Below are 23560 nucleotides of genomic sequence, written 5' to 3'. Positions count from 1 at the left end.
TGAGTTTTATATGTTCTGGCGTATACATATGCCTCCAAGTGATATTGATGAGTATGAATGAAATGAATGTAAAAAGGGGTGCCTTTTTTGTTACAAGCACTTATTCAGGATTTTTCCAATGATAGCGATTTTGGATCAGTTGCTGCCGGACTTTCATCAGGAATGAAGGAGCAGCTTATTTCTGGTCTATCCGGGTCTGCTCGTCAGCTGCTCATTGCAGCACTAGCTTATGAGACGAAGCGGCCAGTCCTTATTATGACGCATAATATGTTCGCTGCACAAAAAATCATGGATGATTTGCAGGAAGCGCTTTCATCTGATCAAGTACTGCTGTACCCAGCCAATGAGCTGGTAGCTGCTGAAGCTGCCGTATCCAGTCCTGAGACATTGTCCCAGCGAATCGATGTGCTGATGAAATGTGCTCAAGGCTTTCGTGGCGTAGTTGTAGCTCCCTATTCGGGTATTCGCCGTTATCTTCCTGTGCCAGAGGCTGTGGCGTCGGCTAGGATTGAGCTGAAAGAGGGAGAGAGCGTACAGCTAGATTCGTTCTTGCTGCGTATGGTGGAATTAGGCTATCAACGGGTAGAACGGGTGGAATCCCGAGGCGAAATGAGTGTGCGTGGAGGAATTATCGACTTCTATCCAATGACGACTCCGTTAGCCTATCGGATCGAGCTGTTCGATGACGAGATTGATTCGATTCGTACCTTCGATCCGGGAGACCAACGCTCTATTGAGCGTGTACAGGCCATTACGGTAGCTCCGTGCAGGGAGCTTATTGCTGATCCGGCTCGAATGAATCGTGCAGCTGATCAGGCCGCACTGCTACTGGGAGAGCAGATCGAGAAGACGACGGACCGGCAAGCGAAGCAACGTCTGAAGGAGGAAATCCAGAAGGAGATTGAGCTGCTACGGGAGCGGGTGTATTTTGATGAAATATATAAATATGCCTCTCTTCTATATCCAGAGCATAAGACGCTGTTGGATTACATGCCTGAGGACACGATTCTGGTCATTGACGAGCCAGCACGGATGCTGGAGACGGCCAAGCAGCTGGAGCGTGATGAATCGGAGTGGAATCTGCATCTATTGCAGAACGGCAAGACGCTACCCCAGTTTGAATTAGGGGCATCTAGCGATACCATATTGTATCAACGCCGCTTCCAGACGTTGTTCATGTCCCTGTTCCTGCGCCAGGTGCCGCATACGCAGCCGCAGAATATTCTGAACTTCATCAGCCGTGCCATGCAGGATTTTCATGGACAGATGAACGTCCTGAAGTCGGAGATGGAGCGTTGGATCAAGGCGGGTACCAAGGTCATTATGTTGGCTAACGGAGAGGACCGGCTTGATCGGATTCGCCGTGTGCTGCAGGATTATGATATTCCAGAACCAACGATGCTGATCGGCAACCTGCAGAGCGGCTTTGAAATGCCGTCCATACATCTGGCGGTCATTACTGAGGGTGAGATGTTCTCGCAGAAGCAGCGTAAGGCGCGCAAGCAAGGACGCCATGTAGACAATGCTGAGCGGATCAAGAGCTATAGCGAGCTGAAGATCGGCGATTATGTCGTTCACCAGAATCACGGGATTGGTAAGTATCTTGGCATCGGCACGCTAGAGGTCGGTGGCATACACAAGGATTACATGCACATTCTGTATGCAGGCGGTGACAAGCTGTCGGTACCGATTGAGCAGATTGACCTGATCCAGAAGTATGTGGGTTCGGAGGAGAAGGAGCCCAAGATCTACAAGCTCGGTGGCAACGAGTGGACGAGAGTCAAGAATAAAGTGCGCAGCTCCGTTCAGGATATTGCTGATGACCTCATTAAGCTCTATGCTGATCGCCAGTCCTCACCTGGCTATGGCTTCGAGAAGGATACACCAGAGCAGCATGAATTCGAGGGCATGTTCCCTTATGACGAGACTCGTGATCAGATTCGTGCAATTGAAGAGATCAAGAAGGATATGGAAATGAGTCGTCCCATGGATCGTCTGCTGTGCGGTGATGTAGGCTATGGCAAGACAGAGGTTGCCATTCGGGCAGCCTTCAAGTCGGCTATCGAGGGCAAGCAGGTCGCTGTGCTTGTACCGACTACTATTCTGGCTCAACAGCATCATGAGACGTTCGTAGAGCGGTTCGCCGGCTACCCGTTCAATATCCAGGTGCTCAGCCGCTTCCGCTCACGCAAGGAGCAGAATGAGACGATCAAAGGTGTGAAGCAGGGTACCGTTGATATTGTTATCGGTACGCATCGCCTGCTGTCGCAGGACCTGATCTTCAAGGATCTAGGTCTGTTGATTGTGGATGAGGAGCAACGCTTTGGTGTAACTCATAAGGAGAAGCTGAAACGGCTCAAGACCAATGTGGACGTGCTGACGCTGACGGCTACACCGATTCCACGTACGCTTCATATGTCTATGCTGGGAGTGCGTGATCTGTCGGTCATTGAGACACCACCAGAGAATCGTTTCCCGGTCCAGACATATGTTGTCGAGCACAGCCAGGCGCTGGTACGTGAGGCTATTGAACGGGAGCTGGCTCGCGGCGGTCAAGTGTATTACCTGTACAACCGTGTTCAAGGCATTCAGGAAATGGCTGCCGAGATCAATGCTCTGGTTCCTGAGGCCCGCGTGGGAATCGGTCATGGACAGATGTCGGAGTCGGAGCTTGAGAAGACCATTCTGGACTTCCTGGATGGTGAATATGATGTGCTGGTGAGTACCAGCATTATTGAGACTGGTGTAGATATTCCTAATGTGAATACCCTTATCGTGCATGATGCTGACAAGATGGGCTTGTCTCAGCTGTATCAGCTTCGTGGCCGCGTGGGCAGATCGAATCGGATTGCATATGCGTATTTCACCTACCAGCGGGACAAGGTACTGACAGAGGTTGCAGAGAAGCGTCTGCAGTCGATCAAGGAGTTCACAGAGCTCGGTTCAGGCTTCAAGATTGCGATGCGGGACCTCTCTATACGTGGAGCGGGTAATCTGCTTGGAGCAGAGCAGCACGGATTCATTGCTTCTGTCGGCTTTGATCTATATTCACAGATGCTTGCTGAAGAGATTAATAAACGTAAGGTCACTATGTTCGGGGAAGAGCCTGAGCAGACACAGCATTGGAAGACCAGCATTGATCTGAGCATTGATGCGTATCTCCCTGGCGATTATATCTACGATAGTATTCAGAAGATTGAGATCTATAAGAAGGTAGCAGCAATCAGTAGCTTCCAGGAGGCGACAGAGCTGGAGGAGGAGCTGGTGGACCGTTTCGGGGACTTGCCGGAGGCGGTGGTGAATCTACTGGCAGTCGCAAGGATCAAGGTGTACGGAAGAGCTTATGGAATCGAGTCACTTACTCAGCGTGCTGATCAGATGGTCTTGCGCTTCTATGAAGGGCAGGAAAAGGCGATTCAGCCTTCCGGAATTGCCCAGATTGGCAATCGCTTCGAAAGACGTGTACAATTTGATCAAGGGGTTCCTATGACCGTTGCTATAAAAGGCGCGGGTCTAGGCGATCGTCAGCTTATGGAACTGCTTGAGGAATTCCTAAGCTCCATGAAGGAAGCTTTTAATTTAAAGGGGGAACTTTTGGATGTTGTCAAATAGACTGAAATCCTGGAGGACGTTGCTGCTGACGCTTGCAGTAGTAGCGGCGGTATCGCTGCTAGCTGCTTGTGGACAGAAGGGTGATCAGACACAGGAGCAGCAGGATAACAGCAAGGTGGTTGCCACTTATGACGGTGGTCAAATTACCGAAAATGAATTCAATCTGGAGCTGGGCATGATGAAGATGCTGTATCCAGAGTATGAACAAATGCTGGCTATGGATGAGTTCCGCGAGACTATCGTGAAGCAAGAGATTGCGTATAAGTATCTTGCAGGTCAAGCAGATGAAAAAGCGCAGCAGGATGGAGCCAAGAGCGCGGAAGAGCAGTTCGCGAATTTCAAAAATTCGGTCGGTGAAGAGCAATTCCAGAAGATGCTGACGGATCAGAAGCTGAGCGAGCAAGATGTGAAGAATTATATGACACGGATCATGACTGTAATCAAGAGTGAGACGAACAAGGTGACGGACGAGCAGGTGAAAAAGGAATTCGAGACCAACATCGACCAGTTCACAACTGCATCTGTGCGCCATGTACTGATTAATTTCACAGATCCGAAGACCAATAAAGAGCGTCCGAAGGAAGAAGCGCTCAAGCTGGCAAAAGAAGTGAAGGACAAGCTCGATAATGGGGCAGACTTTGCGGAGATTGCCAAGAAATACTCTGAGGACCCAGGCTCTGCTGAGAACGGCGGATTGTATGAAAATTCGCCAGTGGGACAATGGGTAGAGGCCTTCAAGGAAGCAGCTAAGACACAAAAAGTGGGCGAGATCGGTGAGCCAGTAGAGACAGAGTACGGCTACCACATCATCAAGGTGGAATCCCGGAATGAGGCGAGCTTCGACAAGCTGACTGCAGAGCAGAAAGATGGTCTGAAGAACAAGCTGGCTTCTGACACGATCACGAACTTCATGAGCACCGAACTGGAAGGAAAAATCAAGAGCATCGATCTTCCTAAGGCTCCGGCAGCAGAAGGAACTGAGGGGCAGCCAGAGAACAGTGGTGCTACTACTCCTGAAGGCAGCACCGAGAATAAACCTGGTGATGCAGGTGCAGGCGGCAACGCGACGGATGGAAGCAATGCAGCCAATGATGGTGCTAAGGATGCAACAGAAGGGAAATAATACCCACTCGGTAGGTCTACGCAACACCTAGCAACCACACCTGGTGATCATTTGGACAAGAAAGGCGCGGAAACCCGCGCCTTTTCCTATTCGGGGCCAGTTCTTGAATCGCATGTATAATGAATTGGGAGCGGATGAATACTATGGTTAGACTTCAATAATTACCGTTTTGAGGCAGGGCCGTAGTAATTAATCTTCCTAGAAAGTGGGGCAACATGTACATGAAAGCTACTGGCATTGTTCGACGCATAGACGATTTGGGTCGGGTAGTCATTCCGAAGGAGATTCGCAGAACACTGCGTATCCGCGAAGGAGATCCGCTCGAGATTTTCGTGGATCGGGATGGAGAAGTAATTCTGAAGAAGTATTCGCCAATTGGAGAACTGGGTGATTTTGCGAAGGAGTATGCGGAATCATTGTACGAAAGTACAGGTCATATTACGATGATATCAGACCGTGACAGCTTCATTGCCGTTGCTGGTGGATCCAAGAAGGAATACCTGGACAAGTCCATAAGTACGCTAATTGAGGAATGCATGGAGAATCGCAAGACGCTGCTGGAGACCTCAGCTGGCGCCTATGAGATCGCGAAGGATAACACGGAGCAGATCTCGTCATTTGTGGCAGCGCCGATTATTTCCGGGGGTGACCCCATTGGAGCCGTAATCCTGCTTAATAAGGACGAGAATGTGACCATGGCACAGATGGAGACCAAAATGGCAGAGACAGCTGCTGCATTCCTTGGCAAGCAGATGGAACAATAACAAAATGAAGCAACTGTAGCGCTCCCGGAGGCCTCTAGTCTTTCGGGAGTTTTGTATGTCTACGGAAGACGCTATAATAAGAGGGGTGTAGCTGCTAGTTAGGGACAGTAGCGATTGTGATTCTTACATAGTACGACAAGCATAGAAATGGATGGCTAAGAAAAGTGCAACAGGCTAGGAAGCAAAATCCAGAGTATGAGCAGGGTATATTCATGCAAAGTTCAGTTATAACCTTGCAAGTAGGAGGCCGTCATGGGCAAGAACGATAAGGCAGGAAAGCTGCTGCAAGGAGCGCTGATTTTGACAGTGGCTGCCATAGTCACCAAGCTCATCGGTGCACTGCAGAAGATTCCCTTGCAGAATATTGGCGGCGATGGAGTATTTGGCATTTACAATACGGTCTATCCGTTCTATACCGTGCTGATTACCATAGCTGCTGCTGGCTTCCCGGTAGCCATCTCCAAGTTCGTAGCAGAATACGAAGCAGCCGGGGACGAGCAAGGAGGGAAAAGGGTAGCCAGACTAGCTTACATGGTGTTAGGTACAATCGGTCTGGTCCTGGGAATGCTGACGTATGTGTCTGCTCCACTCCTGGGTAAATGGATTGATAATGCACACGTCATTCCTTCCATTCGGGCGGCTTCGGCAGCTTGCCTGTTCATCCCGATCATGGCTGCGATGCGTGGATATTTTCAGGGACTGCAGAATATGATCCCTACTGCTGTGTCTCAGGTGACGGAGCAATTGATCCGCGTGACAGTGATGATTGTGCTGCTGCTGTATATGATCGGTCAGGGCTTCTCCCCGGACTGGATTGCAGCTGGAGCCATGCTGGGCTCTGCGGCTGGCGGCGCTGCAGGCCTCTGTATTATGCTGTTCTACTGGTTGCGGGTCAGTCATGGCCGTTCTCGTACGACGAGACCACCTTATTCGCCGGAGGTGGCGGCTACCTCAGAAGTGGGGTTAGCTGACAAGCATAAGTATCAGTCAGAGCGTACAGGCCACTCTGATAGGGATATGGATAAGGCTGCTCAAGAGAACGTATCGGGAACCAGAGGGCATGCAGGGCTCAGAGGGCGCGTATCGAGGTTCGGAGAGCGTGGCTATGCTCAGCCAGAGTATGAACAAATTGAGAAGCTGCCTGGATCAGAGTTGTCCCGGCCAGGGGCCCTCAAGCTTCTGCGGTCACTAATGCGCTATGCGCTCCCCGTATGCCTAGGTAGCCTTGCGATTCCGCTCATCTTGATGGTTGATACATTCACGGTCCCGCGTCTGCTCAAGCAGGAGGGATTGGGAGAAGCGGAGGTTATGGTTGCCTTCGGTATCTATAATCGGGGTCTGCCTCTGGTACAGCTGGTCATGATGCTGGCGACAAGCCTGACGGCGTTGTTCATCCCGGCCTTGGCCGAGGCCAAATTCAGGGGTGATGATAAGCTGATCCGACGTCAGAGCGGTCTGGCGCTGCGCTGGTCCTGGCTGCTCGGCTTGGCTGCTGCGGCGGGTCTGGCTATCCTGGCAGAGCCCATTAACCAGATGCTGTACAAGGATGCCACGGGCAGCGATGTCATGAGCTGGCTCGCGCTGTCCGCAGCCGGCGGGACAGCCAGCATCATCTCGGCGGCGCTGCTGCAAGGGCTGGGTGCCGTCCGTGCGCCGGCGCTGCACCTGCTGGCCGCCGCCGCGGTGAAGGCGGCGCTGAATGTGCTGCTCGTGCCCATCTGGGGTACGACAGGCGCCGCCATTGCAGGCGCAGCCGCCTATACGCTGGCGGCTGCGCTCAACACTGCGCAGCTGGCCCGCCTGGCTGGGCTGCGTACGTCTTGGTCCGCCGGTGTGCTGAAGCCGGCGGTCATGCTGGCCGCCATGGTGCTCGCGGCGGCCTCGGTCTCCTGGGGCACCGGCGCAGCGCTGGGTGCCCTGGGCTATGCGGCCGACAGCCGAACGGCCGCGATGGCGAAGAGCCTGCTGGGCGTAGCCGCAGGCACCGCCGGGTTCATGCTAGCCGCTGTTCGATTGCGGCTACTGACCGAGGCTGAGCTTCTGCAGCTGCCGAAGCTCGGCTCTCCGCTGGTGAAGCTGCTGCGCGGCCTGCGGATGCTGAGCTGAGGCTGGTCACCCGCCTCAGCCAATGAAAGGCTTAAAGGCGATGCAAGACAAGCTTGAAGCCACATGTGGTAAGATAATAGTCACACGAGTTCTGTTTCAGACGTGATACTTGATGATATGCAAAGCCTTTTATACGACTGAAATATTTAGCTTAGCCTTTCGATTTCAGTCATTTTTTCAATACAAAATATGGATGGATAAAATCGTTTCGATCAATATCCTGCTGACTACGTTCTTTGGTTTTATGTAACATGCTCAGCTAAAAATTGCTTAGGCGAATAGGAGGATGGCCATGAGCAGTACCCTGACAATAGTCGGTCTTGGCTCAGGTGACCCTGACCAGCTTACGATCGGCATCCTGAATCGACTGAAACAAGCGGATACCCTGTATCTCCGTACCAAGGAGCACCCGGTGACCGCCGTTCTGGAAGACTACAACATTAAGTCTGAATCCTTTGACGACGTCTATGAGGCCAAGGATTCTTTCCCTGAGGTATATGAGGAGATAGCACAGCGCTTAATCACACAAGCCTCACAAGGGGCTGAGGGTAGCAGCATCGTCTATGCTGTTCCTGGTCATCCGATGGTGGCGGAGGCGGCTGTACAGCTACTGAGAGAGCGTTGTCCGGCTCAAGGTATTGAGCTGCATGTTCTGGGTGGGGAGAGCTTCTTGGACGAAGCCTTCGTGAGACTCGGCTTTGACCCGATTGAAGGGTTCCAGCTTCTGGACGCAGGCAGTATGGATGCCAGCTGGCTTCAGCCGCGTCTACATACGCTGATTGGACAGGTCTATGACAGCTTCACCGCCTCAGACGTCAAACTATGCCTTATGGAGCGTTATCCGGATGATTATCCAGTCATCGTGGGACACGCCCTTGGTGTAAGCGGTGAGGAGCAGATCCACAGAATACCACTGTACGAGTTGGATCGGGTGCAGGGATATGGCAATCTGTCGGTTGTCTTCATTCCACGGAGTGAGGATACGTTTCTGCGGAGACATTCCTTTGAGCGACTGCACGAGATTGTGGACATCCTGCGGAGCCCTGAGGGGTGCCCTTGGGATCGAGAGCAGACACATACTTCCATTCGCAAAAACCTGATCGAAGAGACGTATGAAGTACTGGAGACGATCGATGAGGATGATCCAGAGCACATGAAGGAGGAGCTTGGCGATCTATTGCTGCAGATTCTTCTTCATGCCCAGATGGAGGAGGAAGTGGGAACCTTCAGTGTATATGACGTAATTGCAGGTCTACACGACAAGCTAATCTTCCGCCATCCGCATGTTTTTGGCGAGCAGACCGCGGACAATGCTGAAGAGGCCTTGCAGAGCTGGGAGCAAATGAAGGCTGAGGAGAAGCGACTGAAGGGAACAGATGTACAGGAGGCCTCGTTACTGGATGGCATTCCTAAGGACCTCCCTGCCTTGATGAAGTCCTATAAGCTGCAGAAGAAAGCGGCAAAGGTCGGCTTTGATTGGGAGCAAATTGAGGATGTTTTTTCCAAAATAAGAGAAGAACTGGAAGAACTGCGGGGAGCGGTGCAGGAAGGGCAGACTGCTGAAGAGCAGATGCTGGAGCTTGGCGATCTGCTGTTCGCTGCAGTAAATGCTTCAAGGTTCATAGACGCCGATCCGGAGGAGGCACTGGCACGTACGAACCTCAAATTCACCCAACGATTCCGCTATATTGAGCGCCGTCTGCAGGAGCAGGGAAAGACTCCTCAGCGAAGCACACTGGAGGAAATGGACCGTTATTGGGAGGAAGCAAAGCGGGCTCTGTCATCTGACAATTAGCGGCGTTAGCTATCAATGTATGTAAAAGATGGGAACGGATATACTGAAAAATACCTAAAAAAATACGCTATTGTTGACCCGTCTCGTAAAAAAAAGTAATATCGTGTTGCAGGAATTCGGTAAGACATCAAGAATACTTGATCTTAGTAATTCTAAACATTCAGTGCTCCTGGACGTATCCCAGGCTGCCGATTGTTCAGTTTACAAGGTTCCAAGCAGGCTTGGTTTGGAAATCCTCCCGACAGGGAAGACGTACAACCTGCTACCAGGCTGAATCTATTTCTTTTTAATTCTAGGAGGCTCTTAATCTATGAACAAGACAGATCTGATCAACAACATTTCCAGCAAAAGCGGACTGACTAAACGTGATGTTGAAACCGTACTGAACGGTTTTCTTGGAGAAATTACAGACGCGCTCGCAAGCGGTGACAAAGTTCAATTGATTGGCTTTGGCACATTCGAGACTCGCAAACGTGCTGGTCGTACAGGCCGTAACCCACAAACGGGTAACACCATCGAAATTCCTGAATCCACGGTTCCTGCATTCAAAGCTGGTAACAAGCTTAAAGAAGCAGTGAATTAATGCGTCTTGATAAATTCCTGAAAGTATCCCGGCTCATCAAGCGCCGTACCGTTGCCAAGGACGTCTCAGAACAGGGACGAGTGATGGTGAATGGTCGTGAAGCCAAGCCCAGCAGCTCCATCAAGGTAGGTGATGAGCTTACGGTCCAATTTGGACAGAAGCTGGTCACGGTGCGAGTGGAACGACTTGCGGATACGACACGCAAGGATGAGGCGGCAGGGATGTACACGCTGATTAAAGAAGAACCGATTGCCAAGGATAACGGAATCGATTGGTAAGGAGAAGCATTCCTTCGTTGCAAGTTCATTGCACAAAGAGGAATGCTTCTTTTTCGTATTGATGCAAAACCTGTTCGCTGAATTAGGTTCTACCAGTCCCTATAAAACGTCAAGATTATAGCCGACATATAATATTGGTTCTATTTGCAGCCCCCCTTCCATAAGCTATCAACAGAAGGAGGGGTACATGCCATGATGGAACACAGCAAGCCGAAAAAGCATGATCTGCACATGCAGAACCGCAAGCTACTGGACCTGACGGGAGTCAGCAACGTAGAGAGCTTTGACAGCGAGGAATTCTTGCTCCAGACTGAGCTTGGTCACTTAACTATTCGCGGGCAAAATTTACATATCAAAAACCTCAGCCTAGAGGAAGGGCTTTTGTCGATCGAGGGCACGATTAACTCCATTGTCTATCTGGATCCCGGTTCTCGCCCCAAGAGCAACAAAAGCCTGATCGGCAAGCTATTTAAATGAGTCCTTACACACAGTGGATTACCTTGATCTGGATGACCCTATCTGGAGCAGCTATGGGAGCCGTGTTCGACAGCTACCGGGTGCTGTCTGGTCGCTTCCGCTTCGCCAGGTGGACGGTGCATATCCTGGATCTGCTGTATTGGATACTGTCTGCGCTGTTTATTTTCTACATGCTGTATGAGAGTAACAGGGGACAATTGAGGTTTTATGTATTTTTAGGACTAGTTTTAGGAGTTTGCTTCTATTTTTGGCTGTTAAGTGTTACGACTCAGCGATTTGTGGTAATGTTAATAGAGGTCATCAACAGGTTTATTTATATACTGTGCAGAATATTTAATGTATTGATTATACAGCCACTGTTGGGGATATATCGCTTGACGCGAGCGCTAGTCATCGGACTGTGGCGACTGGTTATCCTGATCGGTCGAGCTATGGTTGTGCTGCTTCGGCCTTTCATTAAGCTAGGGTGGTGGATCATTCGTCCGCTGGTCGTACTGATTCAGACCAAATTCCCCAAGCCACGATGGCTGCTTCGGGTATGGAACTGGCTACAGCAATGGTGGACAAGAACATGATTATATTACTAATGCGCAGAAGGAGGTACAATCCATGAGACATTCGTCTGTCGGCACAACTTCATCTTCATCAGCATCCAAGTCGCACACTGGTGCACGCAGACGAATCATGATCTGGTTGACGGCAGTAGTATTGTTTGCCGGGTGGACGATATTCACCTTTTTCTCTCAGTCGTTCAGTATGCAGGAGCAGAATAGTGCACTGCAGCAGAAGCTTGCTGCACAACAGGCTGCACAGGCTGCTGAGAATCAACTGAAATATGAGGTGAATCGACTTCAGGACCCTGAATTCATCGGCGAGCTTGCAAGAAGCAGATATGGACTGTACAAGCCTGAGGAAACACCCATTCTAAATGAACAGAAATAGGCGCCATTATAGGCATTGCTTAGTTGACCTAAGTTAAGCCATTTTGTATAATCAAATCACCACAGCGTGATTTTGAAAAAATCGGTTGCATATATTTAAGGGAGGATCATTTTATTCTATGGCAATTGAAGTGGGCACCAAGTTAGAGGGCAAAGTGACAGGCATCACGCATTTTGGAGCATTTGTGGATTTGTCTGGAGGTGTCACGGGTCTCGTTCACATCTCGGAAATCGCCGATAACTATGTTAAGGATGTCAACGACCACCTGAAGATTAATGATGTCGTGACGGTGAAGGTCATTAATGTTGACAAGGACGGGAAAATCGGACTTTCCATCAAGCAGGCTGTAGATAAACCGGCTTCCGAATCTCCACCACCACGAGCCCCAAGACCGGACCGCGGTCCAGGAGAACGTTTTGGCGGTGGTGGTCAAGGGCAAGGACGTAGCGGTGGCGGTGGCGGATTTAACCGTGATCGTGGGGGACGGTCGTTCAAGCCTGCAGCGGGTAAACCTTCATTTGAGGATAAAATGTCACGCTTCCTGAAGGATAGTGAAGAACGTATTTCCTCGCTCAAAAAGAACACCGAAGGAAAACGTGGAGGGCGCGGAGCGAAGCGCGTATAACCGCGTTAAGTATGGCGTTCATCACAGCACACAAACCGATCAATATAGAAGAACCGCAGAGCCCATCGGCTACTGCGGTTTTTTTGTCGTGTCTATAGAAATGTCCGACATCATACAACGGTAATCCAGATAAGTCTGGGCAAAATCCAGTCGACTCGCCTGTGCCGACGCCGCAGAAAGCGCCATTCACTGGCTTGATCATGATCGGCAGGGGAAGGAAGAGAACGCAAGCGTAGGGGATCAGCGGGCTTTTCTCCTTGTTTCGCATGCGTCTTTTTTTTGTCGGAAATTTCTTTGGCATCATGGAGAGTTTCTGACAAACTTTCACAGCTTGTCCCGGTTAAGATAGGAACCATCAAATTGTTGAATGGGGTGCCTGAAAATGATGAACAAGTGGAATGTGCTTCAATTTCCAGGATTGAGAACAAGCAAAGCCAAAAATAAAAAAAGCGGAACTGAACTAACCAGCCGCTTGGTAGATTGGCTCTACTCCTTCAAGATCATACAGGCACTGGATGCGCAGAAATGGACACTCTTACTCTCGGCTATGGGCTTCTTGCTCGGAAGGGCTACAATTCTGGATGAGCTATCCCCTTTTGCAGCAGCTTACTTCGGGGTTATTCTCTTTATGCGGCGTGACTTGATGATACCAGTGGGCATGTCTCTGCTACTTGGTAGTCTGTTCGCTCCTTATCCAGCCGTGTGGGTAGTGGCGCTCCAGCTGCTTATCTTCTTCCTCCTCAATAAAGGAATCAGCACTTACGGCAAGCCGGATCTGTCCTATATTCCGATCATGGTCTTCGTATCTGTCTTCATGGTGAATCTGTTCCACGTCGTTATCGGTCCGTCCATGTCATGGTATGCCTTCATGATGATGACGACCGACGCCATCCTCAGTTTCATGCTGACATTGGTGTTCATTCAGGCAATTCCACTCTTCACCTATCGCAAGAAGGTTGCACAGCTGAAGAATGAAGAGATTCTATGCCTGATTATTCTGCTAGCTTCCGTCATGACGGGAGCCGTCGGCTGGAGCGTATACTCCGTATCCCTGGACCATGTGCTGTCCAGATATCTTATATTAGTATTTGCCTTGGTTGGTGGAGCGCCCTTGGGAGCGTCTGTCGGGGTCATAATGGGTCTGATCCTGAGTCTGGCCAACATATCAGCGATCGTCCAGATGAGTCTACTGGCATTATCGGGGCTGCTTGCAGGGATGCTCCGTGAAGGGCGCAAGATTGGGGTGGCGGTCGGACTCTTACTCGGCTCCTCTATATTGACTGTCTACCTGGACGGCACTAGTGATGTCATTACATCAACATGGGAGAGTGGTATTGCCATCCTATGTTTCCTCCTGACGCCAAAGAGTCTATTCTCTGCCATCGCTAAATATGTCCCCGGTACCCAGGATCACGCCCGCTCGCAGCATGAATATGCCAAGCGAATCCGCGATCTGACGGCGGAACGCGTCAGTCGCTTCTCCGAGGTGTTCCGCCAGCTGGCACGGAGCTTCCATCAGATTACCGCGGCAGATCAAACCCAGCGAGAGGATGAGATGGAGCACTTCATGAGCGCTGTAGCCGACAGCACCTGTGCCTCCTGCTTCAAGCGGGAGCAGTGCTGGGACCGGAAGTTCATGCAGACCTATCAATTCATGACAGAGATGATGGGTACCATTGAGGATCAACCGGATATACAGCCTGCGGATATGCCTGCCAAGTGGAGCCGAAGCTGCGCCAAGACAGAAGCTGTGCTTCAGGTGATGAAGCAGCAATACGGTCTATATCAGCATAATATGCAGTGGAAGCGCCAGGTATTCGATAGTCGTCAGCTCGTAGCGGAGCAGCTGTCAGGCGTATCGCAGGTGATGGATGATCTGGCACGCGAGATTCAGCGGGAGACACAGGCCATGTACCGCCAAGAGGAGCAAATACGGGATGCGCTGGACAAGCTGGGACTCTCCATTTGCAGTATTGAGATCATTAATCTGGATGCGGGACAGGTAGAGATTGAGATTGTTCATGCCTATACACAGGGCTTTGATGAATGTAGGAAGATGATCGCACCGTTGCTGTCCGATATTCTGGATGAGCATATAGCTGTGCTGGGGGAATCCATGACCGACGCCAGGCAGGGGCTGGCTACGGTAACCTTTGGCTCGGCCAAGACGTTTGAGATTACTACGGGCATTGCTTCTGCGGCCAAGGGAGGGGATATTCTGTCCGGGGACAGCTTCAATGCTTCTGAGCTAGGGAATGGCACGTATGCGGTGTCACTCAGTGATGGAATGGGGAATGGTGAGCGAGCCAGACAGGAGAGCAGCGCAGCCTTAAATATACTGGAGCAATTGCTGCAATCAGGAATGGACGAGCGTCTTGCGATCAAATCGGTCAATTCCGTACTGCTGCTGCGATCTCCTGAGGAAATGTATGCAACTGTCGATATGGCATTGATTGATCAGTATACCGCGAAGACCACCTTTATGAAGATTGGCTCTACGCCGAGCTTTATCAAGAGGGGCAATGAGGTCATCCCTATTTCGGCTAGCAATCTGCCGATCGGGATTATTCAGGATATTGAGGTCGATCTCATCTCGGTTCAACTCCAGGCAGGAGATACTCTGATTATGATGACTGATGGGATCTACGACGCTCCAGGCTATGCGGTCAATAAAGAGCTGTGGATGAAACGGCTCATTATGGAGCTGGAGGACGATGATCCGCAGCGTATGGCAGACCTGCTATTAGAGAGGGTTATTCGCTATCAACAAAATCAGATCATAGATGACATGACGGTCGTCGTCAGTCAGGTAGATCATTACCGACCGGAATGGGCAACCCTGCATATGCCTGGTCTGAGCCGAATGGAGCGACCACGCACGGTGAGCTAGAGTGGCACTAGAAGAGCTTGCGCGTTCTGTACTACCTTTGCGTCGTCATGCCAGTCCTTGGCTTCGTCATGAAGCCTTCACGAAACTTCACTAAGCTACCAAGTTTGAACTATCGATCATTCGGGAATACTAGATGATAGATAGATTCATGCTAGATCATAGCGGAGGTGAAGAGTATGAGACAAATTTTGTTGATTACAGACGGATGCTCCAACGTAGGAGCAAGTCCGGTTATGGCAGCGGCTCATGCACTACAGCAAGGAATTACGGTCAACGTTGCAGGAGTCATTGACTATGGAACTATTGGTGAGCTGGGAAGTGTAGAGATTGAGGAGATTGCCAAGGCAGGAGGTGGGTTCAGTCGAATTGTGGGCACCAGGCAGCTTGCGCAGACAATCCAGATGATGACTCGCAAGACGGTGGTTCAGACCATTCAGCACGCTGTGAATAAAGAGCTTAGACATATTCTCGGTGAAAATGGACCTGGCAGTATAGAAGAGCTGCCACCACCAGAGCGTGCCAAAGTAGTAGAGGTGGTGGATCAGCTGACCGAGACGAGCAATCTGGAGGTGGCTTTGCTGATTGATGCCAGCGCGAGTATGAAGCCGAAGCTGGCAGCGGTGGAGGAGGCGATTCGTGATCTGAATTTGAGCCTGCAGGCTAGAATGGGAAGTAGCCGAATTTCCGTATTTCATTTTCCTGGACAGCGATCGGGGCAGGATGTAGTTCGAACCGTGGAGTGGACCTCAGACCCCGCCGCTCTCAAGACGATATTTGGCAAGCTGCAGATGAAGGGGGCGACACCGACCGGACCGGCCATTTTAGAAGTGATTGATTATTTCCGATATGATACACTAGAGGGACAACAGCATTTGGAAGAAACTTACGGCAAAGGAGAAGGGATGCTTGGTGACTACGTCGTCTGATCCCGGTCTTGCGCCGGGGACTACCATCACAGGCAGGTGGAAGCGAAGCAGCTATGTCGTCCAGCGCATGCTGGGACGTGGAGCCAATGGAACTGTGTATTTGGTGAAGGAAGCCGGGGGGAATCGGCACTATGCTCTGAAGCTCGGGAGGGATCCCATGGATATCCAGTCCGAGATCAATGTGCTAACCACGCTCCAGTCGGAGGGCGGAGCACTGCATTCGAACGGCGTTCCTTCCTATTTATTTGAAGTAGATGATTATCCAAGGATGAACGGTGATGTTCCCTTTTATGTGATGAAATATGTAAAGGGCGAGCCGCTTCATCGTTTTGTGGCCCAGCGAGGGGTTACATGGTATGGGGTGGCAGCGGCTGGTGTCTTGAAGCAATTGGCCGAGCTTCATAATGAGGGATGGATCTTTGGTGATCTGAAGCCTCAGAATATTCTGGTGAGTCCATATGGACAAGCAGAGCTCATTGATTATGGAGGCGTTACTCGTGCAGGCCGCAGTGTGAAGCAATTTACCGAGTGGTATGATCGAGGCTTCTGGAACGCAGGAGGGCGCAATGCTGATCCGCAATATGATTTGTTCTCATTCGCTCTGCTGGGCATTCATATTATGGAGGCGGATGCTCTTAAGGTAGCGGCAGGCAAGCTGCCACAGTTAAGGAGCATATCTGATCTCACCTCCATTGTTGCGCATAGCCAGGTGCTGAGACCCTATGCAGCGTGGCTTATATCTGCAGTACGTGGTGAGCACCAGGACACTCGACAGGCAGCGAGAACCTGGTCGCAGCTGGCGGCTGCTCACGCCAAGAGCCCCGGGACCAGGAAGAGATATAAGGCACGGTGGCTGGGCTATGCATTTACGGTATCACTTTCCCTGCTGGCAGGAGCGATCTGGCTGGCGTTGCGCTAGTACGAGTGGACAATTGGAAATCGACAGCGTAGCGTAACGTCTGTTGTCATGTCAGAAATGAAGGCAGCCAGCGGGAGTATACATAACGAATTCCAACGTATTTCTGGTTGATGTTAGATCAGGTATAGAAAAGAGGACGATCTATGGAAGGACGAATGTGGGATAGCATTGTGGAGCATGTGCTTAGGTCCTCGGCTGAGCATGCGATGTGGGCACCTGGAGACAGTATAGTAGTCGCAGTGTCCGGGGGACCGGATTCTGTGGCTCTTTTGCATGCATTAGAGGAGGTCTCAAGGCTGCATACGCCACTGCGTCTCATCTGTGCACATGCTCATCATGGCTTTCGGCCAGAGGAGTCAGATGAAGAGGCTGAAGTTGTGCGCAAGCTTGCGAATCAGCTGAATATCCCTTTCGTCATGTCTAGGCTGGAGGTGCCGGCTTACATGAAGAGCTCAGGCAAGGGACCACAGGAGGCAGCGCGTGTGCTACGATATCGTTTCCTCCATGAGACTGCCATGCAGTACGGGGCCAAAAGCATTGCGCTGGCTCATCATGGCGACGATCAGGCTGAGACCGTGATGCTGCATCTACTACGAGGGAGTGGTACGACAGGGCTTGCTGGAATGCGGCCTGTGCGCATGGAGAAGAATGTGCAACTGATTCGTCCACTGCTTCGTATGTACAAGACGGAATTGGTCAGTGCCTGTGAGCAGAAGCATATCTCGTATGTAGTGGACAGCAGCAATGAGCATAACAAATACAGACGAAATGCAATCCGTATGGATGTACTTCCTTATTTGGGGCAATATAATATTCAACTGACAGAGTCCCTGAACCGGCTTGCAGAGGTACTGCGTGCTGAGGACGACCATATGGGGGAAGAGGCTGAACGTGTATTTTCGGACCTGGTGAGGCGGGAGCCAGACAAAATGACCATTGATCTTCCGGCCTTTCGGCGCTTAACCCTCGCTTTACAACGGAGAGTGATTAAATTAATATTAAACTACCTGCCTTCAGATCATGAAAATGCAGATTTTCACAAAGTTGAAGCCGTGCGGCGGGGCTTTATTCAAGATAAGCCTACGACATGGAGTCTGGATTTGGGAGGTATGGCAGTATGTATCCGGGAATACGATACAGCCAGCTTTTACAGCGAACCATTAAGCTCCTGTACCGAATATAATTACAAGATTCAGCTCAATCAAGCTGAGGGAACCCTGGAATTACCGCAGAAGAGCAGTTTATCATGGTTTTTGCGCGAGCAGGAGAAGGGTATACAAGTACCTTTTAATGCCGATGATGCTGTGTTTGATGCGGAGCAGCTCATATTTCCGTTGACGATTCGTACACGAAGACCGGGAGATTCCATACAGGTTATGGGGTTAAAAGGAAGAAAAAAGGTTAAAGATATTTTTATAGATGCCAAAATTCCTCCTTCCGTAAGATCCTCCATTCCTGTGGTATGCGACGGTTCGGGTACAATTGTGTGGCTTCCAGGTATCCGGCGCTCGATTCATGCCCCGGTGCAAGAAAGCACATCTTCGGTTATATATATGTCATGGCGTACAGGGAGCGCCCGCAAGAGCGGAAAGTGAATCGGTAATCGCCCGGTTGCTGCGTTCATAGTATATATTTAGGAGGTTCACTCAGTTGTATAACGATATTCAGGAAGTGTTGATCAGCGAGGAAGAAATTCAGGCAAAAATCAAGGAACTAGGCGGCATTCTTAGCGAACGCTATGAGGGAAAGAATCCGCTGGTGATCTGTGTGCTGAAAGGTGCTTTTATCTTCATGGCTGATTTGGTTAAGAATATTACAGTCCCTCTTGAGCTTGATTTCATGGCTGTATCCAGCTATGGAGCTTCGACAAAGTCGTCGGGTGTAGTCAAAATCATTAAGGATCTGGATCAATCCGTCGAAGGACGTGAGGTGCTGATTGTCGAAGATATTATTGACAGTGGCCTGACGCTCAGTCATCTGATCGAACTCCTGAAGAGCCGGAATGCAAGCTCGGTTACGGTTGTAACCCTTTTTGACAAGCCTGCTCGCCGCACGGTCAATCTGGAGGCTGATTTCACAGGATTTACACTGCCTGATGCCTTTGTGGTCGGATATGGTCTGGACTATGGTGAGCACTACCGCAACCTTCCATACATAGGGGTATTGAAGCCAGAGATTTACACCACCTAACATCCCGTACTACAGTCCTAGGACTGTACTAGTATGTGTGTTGAGAACATCTTACAGGCTATGGTAAAATAACTTGAGTGTTTTGAGAGGAGGTAGGGGATGAATCGGTTCATCCGGAATTCTGGTTTTTATTTGATACTTTTCTTAGTCGTGGTGGGCATTTCTCAATTTGTAATTCGAGGTAATGAAACTGCCGATCTCCCTAGTTATAACGAAATTCGCAGCGAACTGAAGGCTAACAACATCAAGAGTGTTACCGTTCAGTACGAAGGTTTCTCATTTCTAGTAACAGGTACTTACAAGCAGAAGCCGAGTGAGGCGAAATCGGAAGACTTCTCACTGTATATTCCACCAACGGATGCAGCGATTAATGAATTTGTCGCATACAGCGAGAATAATGGATTTGATTATCAGCAGAAGAAGATGGAAGGGCAGAGCATTTGGCTCACGTTCCTGACCTCCATTGTTCCGTTGATTATTATGTTTATCTTGTTCTTCTTCTTGTTCAATCAGGCCCAGGGTGGCGGCGGCAAAGTGATGAACTTTGGCAAGAGCAAAGCCCGTCTGTATAACGAAGAGAAGAAACGCATTACCTTTGAGGATGTAGCAGGAGCTGACGAAGAGAAGCAGGAGCTTGTCGAAGTCGTGGAATTCCTCAAGGACCCTCGCAAGTTCGCAGCTGTGGGCGCTCGCATTCCTAAAGGGGTACTCCTTGTGGGCCCTCCGGGAACAGGTAAGACTTTGCTGGCGAGAGCAGTAGCTGGTGAAGCTGGAGTACCGTTCTTCAGTATCTCTGGTTCCGACTTCGTTGAAATGTTCGTCGGTGTCGGTGCATCCCGTGTGCGGGATCTGTTCGAAAATGCGAAGAAAAACTCCTCTTGCATCATCTTCATTGATGAGATTGACGCGGTTGGTCGTCAGCGTGGCGCGGGTCTTGGCGGTGGCCATGACGAGCGTGAGCAGACGCTGAACCAGTTGCTCGTCGAAATGGATGGATTCGGTCCGAATGAAGGCATTATCATCATTGCGGCGACGAACCGTCCAGATATTCTGGACCCAGCCTTGCTTCGTCCAGGACGTTTTGACCGTCAGATTACAGTAGACCGTCCAGACGTCAAAGGCCGTGAAGCGGTACTGAAGGTACATGCCCGCAACAAGCCGCTGACCAAGGACGTCAAGCTGAATGTAATTGCGAAGCGTACGACAGGATTTACAGGAGCGGACCTTGAGAACCTCCTGAACGAAGCTGCGTTGCTCGCTGCTCGCCGTAACCGCAAGGACATCTCCATGCTGGAAGTGGACGAAGCCATTGACCGTGTCATTGTCGGTACCGAGAAGCGCAGTCGTGTCATTAGTGATCGTGAGAAACGCATTGTGGCCTACCATGAAGCGGGTCATACGATTCTGGGATACTTCCTGGAGCATGCCGATATGGTGCATAAGGTAACAATTATTCCTCGTGGGCGTGCTGGCGGATATGTCATCATGCTGCCGAAGGAAGACCGCATGCTGACTACGAAGCAAGAGCTCCTCGATAAAGTAACGGGACTCCTAGGCGGACGTGTTGCGGAGGAGCTGTTCATCGGTGAGATCGGAACAGGCGCTTATAGCGACTTCCAGCAAGCAACAGGTATTGTAAGAAGCATGATCGTGGAATACGGTATGAGTGAGAGACTTGGTCCAATGCAGTTCGGAAGCTCACAGGGTCAGGTGTTCCTGGGCCGTGACATCGGTCATGAGCAGAACTACAGTGATCAGATCGCTTATGAGATTGATCAGGAGATGAACCGCTTCATCACTGAGTCTTATGAGCGGGCGAAGAACCTCTTGACCGAACGTTCCAAGGAAGTCCATCTCATTGCACAGACGCTGCTTGAGCAGGAGACATTGGAGCTCGATCAGATCAAGCAGCTGATCGAGACAGGTTCCCTTGATTCGTCCTCCAGTAGCGATCCAGGCTCAGAGCAAGGAGAGCCTACGATTGATAACATCGGAGATGTTCGTGTCCGTATTCAGGGCAAGGACGAAGAGAATCAAGGAACGCAAAGTTCTGGAGATCTGCTGAAGAAGTCTGATGACGAAGATGGCAACTCCAACAACTCAGGCGGAACACCACCAACGAATGCTTAAGTTGAAATAAATAGTACAAGGCAGTCTCAGTAATGAGGCTGCCTTGTTTTTTATTATTGGTCTCTATGCACGGAGTGAGAGCATCAGGGGCTATATTCATTTATTCAGCACCATGCAATCATCGTCATGCGACATCAGGAATTAGCTTCATCCAAGCGCTGAAGTATCAAACGCTTCTTATAGAGCATCTGTCCAGCCTCTGCAACATCACGGATCGTATTTCGATTGCTGACCGAGCCGAACCACATACCTGCAATGGGGACAAGCTGGAACAGCTTTTTCCAACCAAAGGATTCTTGATAGGACAGCACAACCTCTCTCCATCCTTGAATTTGCGAGATAATTTGTACCTGTCGCTCAGGGTTGTCATAGTCCACTAGTTCTTCAAGAATCGCCTGTTTGCCAACGATGTCTGCAGAAGAGTACTGGAGGCACTTCACGATAAAGACACGCTCCTGTGGTTCATCAGGGTCAAAGCCGTAGCACAGGGCCATTTCTTGCAGAACCTTCAGAGACAATCCCAAGACAAGTGGAATATCGGCGATCATGGTCACGGCCCCGCCAATCCCTGTAGTGGCCCCTTGAGCTGCGGCGAACTTTACTCTGCGTTCCGTGATATGCTGAGCTGCTTGGTCGAGCACATCAAGTGGGAGCTGCTGTACTATTTCCTGAGAGCTGTTGACCTTCTTCCCTCTCTGTTCGGTTGCGAAAGAGTAGTCTGCTGAAAGAACTGCTGAAGAATCCACTGGATGCTCTGTTGAATGCTCTGTCGAATGCTCCGCTGGTTGATCTTCTGAAGAATCGGTTGAAGAATTCAGGTAGCCTGCCTTGGCAGCCTCTTCCTGCAGCAGCTTGACGATTTGCGAGGGCTGTACGAGATATTTCCCACCATCCTGTACGAACTTCCCAACCTCATTCAAGGCTGTGGCAAGCTTGTCCTTCAAGCCCTTCGGTAGAACCCGGTCGAGCAGGGCAAAAGGCAGTCTCCCCAGCTTGTCCCACCATACAGTATCCTTTTGCTCCTGTTCCCATCTCTTGATGATATCCAGCTCCTGATTCAGTCTCTCTCGTGAATCCATAATATCCTCCCTTGCTTATGCCTCCATAATATAAATCACGCAATTTCATCATTCTATCTTAGTGGCTTTTACGTACGACTTCGTCGAGAGGTTGCTCGTATACGCAAAATCCTTTGTGATTTAAAAATTGACACGCACGGTTACGTTGTGTACATTTGAAAGGATGTACCAAATATGAGTTGTGGTATCATATTGACATCATGGCATGATAGGCTTAAGCTGATTCAGCATGGTTGCAATTGGATATTAACATGAAAGAAAGAAGGTACCCCATTGATTCTTGTAGTAGATATAGGCAATACAAATATCGTGCTGGGTATTTATCATAATCGTGAGCTTCTACATCACTATCGAATTCTGACATCCAGGCAGTCTACCGAGGATGAATACGGAGTCCTTATCCATAATTTATTTGGTATGAAGGGCATATCCTTTCAGGATATTGAAGGTGTAATTATCTCATCTGTCGTTCCTCCATTGGTCAAGGTCCTGGAGCAGATGTGTACCAAATATATTGGTAAAACCCCACTTATCGTAGGGCCTGGCATTCGTACCGGACTTAACCTCCGCTATGAGAACCCGCGTGAGATTGGTGCGGATCGGATCGTAAATGCTGTAGCGGCTGTGGAGCAGTATGGTGGACCGCTGGTTGTCGTGGATTTCGGTACAGCGACTACCTTCGATTGCATTGATGATCAGCGCAATTATCTGGGTGGTGTCATTGTGCCTGGCATTGGAATTTCGACGGAGGCGTTGTATCAGCGTGCTTCGAAGCTACCGCGTATTGAGCTGGAGAAGCCCAAGAAGGTGATTGGGCGCAATACTATCAGTGCGATGCAGTCCGGTATTATCTACGGCTATGCAGGTCAGGTAGATGGTATCGTAGCTCGTATCCGTCAAGAGATGCAAGCTGAGCCAACCGTGATTGCCACGGGTGGCCTTGCCGAGCTGATTGCAGGGGAAACGACCAGCATTCAGGAGATTGCTCCGTTGCTGACGCTGGATGGGCTGCGTATTATATTTGAACGCAATCGGGACTAAGAACCGCTTGAGATGCTAACAGCATCTCCATCACCGAGCCGCCACGCCTGACCAGTGTTGTCTGGTTTGGCCTTGGTGGT

Annotated in this window: 19 protein-coding genes; 18 read left to right on the top strand and 1 reads right to left on the bottom strand. The window is 50.3% G+C overall.

Going from position 1 to position 23560, the window contains the following annotated elements:
• The first annotated feature begins 87 nt into the window (after positions 1-87).
• From mfd to ftsH, 17 genes are all read left to right on the top strand, one after another.
• Positions 88-3612, top strand: a complete 3525-nt coding sequence (gene mfd, locus K331_RS0120040; RefSeq protein ID WP_028591676.1) for a transcription-repair coupling factor — start codon at positions 88-90, stop codon at positions 3610-3612.
• Complete coding sequence (locus K331_RS0120035; RefSeq protein ID WP_028591675.1) at positions 3599-4735, top strand: peptidylprolyl isomerase; 1137 nt, start codon at positions 3599-3601, stop codon at positions 4733-4735. The genes mfd and K331_RS0120035 overlap by 14 nt, the downstream gene beginning before the upstream one ends.
• Positions 4736-4956: 221 nt before the next feature.
• Entirely contained in the window at positions 4957-5499 is a 543-nt protein-coding gene (gene spoVT, locus K331_RS0120030) for a stage V sporulation protein T (RefSeq protein ID WP_025680805.1), read from the top strand.
• A gap of 252 nt (positions 5500-5751) precedes the next feature.
• On the top strand, positions 5752-7605 hold the full coding sequence (locus K331_RS0120025; protein ID WP_028591674.1) for a putative polysaccharide biosynthesis protein: 1854 nt from the start codon (positions 5752-5754) through the stop codon (positions 7603-7605).
• Between the two features lie 292 nt (positions 7606-7897).
• Positions 7898-9400 carry a bifunctional methyltransferase/pyrophosphohydrolase YabN gene (gene yabN, locus K331_RS0120020; protein ID WP_028591673.1) on the top strand — a complete coding sequence of 501 codons (1503 nt, stop codon included), beginning with the start codon at positions 7898-7900 and terminating at the stop codon, positions 9398-9400.
• 310 nt (positions 9401-9710) lie between these two features.
• Positions 9711-9983: an HU family DNA-binding protein gene (locus K331_RS0120015; RefSeq protein ID WP_018888038.1), complete on the top strand. Its 273-nt coding sequence runs from the start codon at positions 9711-9713 to the stop codon at positions 9981-9983.
• Entirely contained in the window at positions 9983-10261 is a 279-nt protein-coding gene (locus K331_RS0120010) for an RNA-binding S4 domain-containing protein (protein ID WP_028591672.1), read from the top strand. The genes K331_RS0120015 and K331_RS0120010 overlap by 1 nt, the downstream gene beginning before the upstream one ends.
• A gap of 192 nt (positions 10262-10453) precedes the next feature.
• On the top strand, positions 10454-10738 hold the full coding sequence (gene yabP, locus K331_RS0120005; RefSeq protein ID WP_028591671.1) for a sporulation protein YabP: 285 nt from the start codon (positions 10454-10456) through the stop codon (positions 10736-10738).
• The gene (yabQ, locus tag K331_RS0120000) at positions 10735-11313 is read left to right on the top strand and encodes a spore cortex biosynthesis protein YabQ (RefSeq protein ID WP_028591670.1); all 579 of its coding nucleotides are present in this window, start codon (positions 10735-10737) and stop codon (positions 11311-11313) included. The genes yabP and yabQ overlap by 4 nt, the downstream gene beginning before the upstream one ends.
• A gap of 34 nt (positions 11314-11347) precedes the next feature.
• Positions 11348-11680 (top strand): FtsB family cell division protein, encoded by a 333-nt coding sequence (locus K331_RS0119995; RefSeq protein WP_028591669.1) that lies wholly within the window; start codon positions 11348-11350, stop codon positions 11678-11680.
• Between the two features lie 118 nt (positions 11681-11798).
• Positions 11799-12305, top strand: coding sequence for a S1 domain-containing RNA-binding protein (locus K331_RS0119990; protein WP_018888033.1), 507 nt, complete (start codon positions 11799-11801; stop codon positions 12303-12305).
• Positions 12306-12687: 382 nt separating this feature from the next.
• The gene (spoIIE, locus tag K331_RS0119985) at positions 12688-15195 is read left to right on the top strand and encodes a stage II sporulation protein E (protein ID WP_028591668.1); all 2508 of its coding nucleotides are present in this window, start codon (positions 12688-12690) and stop codon (positions 15193-15195) included.
• A gap of 176 nt (positions 15196-15371) precedes the next feature.
• Positions 15372-16121, top strand: a complete 750-nt coding sequence (locus tag K331_RS0119980) for a vWA domain-containing protein (protein WP_028591667.1) — start codon at positions 15372-15374, stop codon at positions 16119-16121.
• On the top strand, positions 16105-17040 hold the full coding sequence (locus K331_RS0119975) for a protein kinase domain-containing protein (protein ID WP_028591666.1): 936 nt from the start codon (positions 16105-16107) through the stop codon (positions 17038-17040). The genes K331_RS0119980 and K331_RS0119975 overlap by 17 nt, the downstream gene beginning before the upstream one ends.
• A gap of 143 nt (positions 17041-17183) precedes the next feature.
• Complete coding sequence (gene tilS / locus K331_RS0119970) at positions 17184-18635, top strand: tRNA lysidine(34) synthetase TilS (RefSeq protein ID WP_028591665.1); 1452 nt, start codon at positions 17184-17186, stop codon at positions 18633-18635.
• A 55-nt stretch (positions 18636-18690) separates the two neighbouring features.
• Positions 18691-19230, top strand: coding sequence for a hypoxanthine phosphoribosyltransferase (gene hpt, locus K331_RS0119965; protein ID WP_018888028.1), 540 nt, complete (start codon positions 18691-18693; stop codon positions 19228-19230).
• Positions 19231-19329: 99 nt separating this feature from the next.
• Positions 19330-21360, top strand: a complete 2031-nt coding sequence (gene ftsH, locus K331_RS0119960; RefSeq protein WP_028591664.1) for an ATP-dependent zinc metalloprotease FtsH — start codon at positions 19330-19332, stop codon at positions 21358-21360.
• 134 nt (positions 21361-21494) lie between these two features.
• Here ftsH and K331_RS0119955 read toward each other — a convergent pair whose 3' ends face one another.
• Positions 21495-22439: an EcsC family protein gene (locus K331_RS0119955; protein ID WP_025678963.1), complete on the bottom strand. Its 945-nt coding sequence runs from the start codon at positions 22437-22439 to the stop codon at positions 21495-21497.
• Positions 22440-22712: 273 nt separating this feature from the next.
• Here K331_RS0119955 and K331_RS0119950 point away from each other — a divergent pair, with 273 nt between their 5' ends.
• Positions 22713-23480 (top strand): type III pantothenate kinase, encoded by a 768-nt coding sequence (locus K331_RS0119950; protein ID WP_025678965.1) that lies wholly within the window; start codon positions 22713-22715, stop codon positions 23478-23480.
• The last annotated feature ends 80 nt before the right edge of the window (positions 23481-23560 follow it).

This window comes from Paenibacillus massiliensis subsp. panacisoli DSM 21345 (assembly GCF_000426545.1).
In the GTDB taxonomy this organism is placed as follows: Bacteria; Bacillota; Bacilli; order Paenibacillales; family Paenibacillaceae; genus Paenibacillus; species Paenibacillus panacisoli.
Note: the sequence above shows the minus strand (reverse complement) of the source record. Positions and strands in the feature narration are given on the sequence as shown.

Bases quoted from the DNA above. Each gene is read 5' to 3' on its own strand.
- K331_RS0120035 (WP_028591675.1), top strand. From the start codon at position 3,599: ATGTTGTCAAATAGACTGAAATCCTGGAGGACGTTGCTGCTGACGCTT.
- spoVT (WP_025680805.1), top strand. From the start codon at position 4,957: ATGAAAGCTACTGGCATTGTTCGACGCATAGACGATTTGGGTCGGGTA.
- K331_RS0120025 (WP_028591674.1), top strand. From the start codon at position 5,752: ATGGGCAAGAACGATAAGGCAGGAAAGCTGCTGCAAGGAGCGCTGATT.
- yabN (WP_028591673.1), top strand. From the start codon at position 7,898: ATGAGCAGTACCCTGACAATAGTCGGTCTTGGCTCAGGTGACCCTGAC.
- K331_RS0120015 (WP_018888038.1), top strand. From the start codon at position 9,711: ATGAACAAGACAGATCTGATCAACAACATTTCCAGCAAAAGCGGACTG.
- K331_RS0120010 (WP_028591672.1), top strand. From the start codon at position 9,983: ATGCGTCTTGATAAATTCCTGAAAGTATCCCGGCTCATCAAGCGCCGT.
- yabP (WP_028591671.1), top strand. From the start codon at position 10,454: ATGATGGAACACAGCAAGCCGAAAAAGCATGATCTGCACATGCAGAAC.
- yabQ (WP_028591670.1), top strand. From the start codon at position 10,735: ATGAGTCCTTACACACAGTGGATTACCTTGATCTGGATGACCCTATCT.
- K331_RS0119995 (WP_028591669.1), top strand. From the start codon at position 11,348: ATGAGACATTCGTCTGTCGGCACAACTTCATCTTCATCAGCATCCAAG.
- K331_RS0119990 (WP_018888033.1), top strand. From the start codon at position 11,799: ATGGCAATTGAAGTGGGCACCAAGTTAGAGGGCAAAGTGACAGGCATC.
- spoIIE (WP_028591668.1), top strand. From the start codon at position 12,688: ATGATGAACAAGTGGAATGTGCTTCAATTTCCAGGATTGAGAACAAGC.
- K331_RS0119980 (WP_028591667.1), top strand. From the start codon at position 15,372: ATGAGACAAATTTTGTTGATTACAGACGGATGCTCCAACGTAGGAGCA.
- tilS (WP_028591665.1), top strand. From the start codon at position 17,184: ATGGAAGGACGAATGTGGGATAGCATTGTGGAGCATGTGCTTAGGTCC.
- ftsH (WP_028591664.1), top strand. From the start codon at position 19,330: ATGAATCGGTTCATCCGGAATTCTGGTTTTTATTTGATACTTTTCTTA.
- K331_RS0119955 (WP_025678963.1), bottom strand. From the start codon at position 22,439: ATGGATTCACGAGAGAGACTGAATCAGGAGCTGGATATCATCAAGAGA.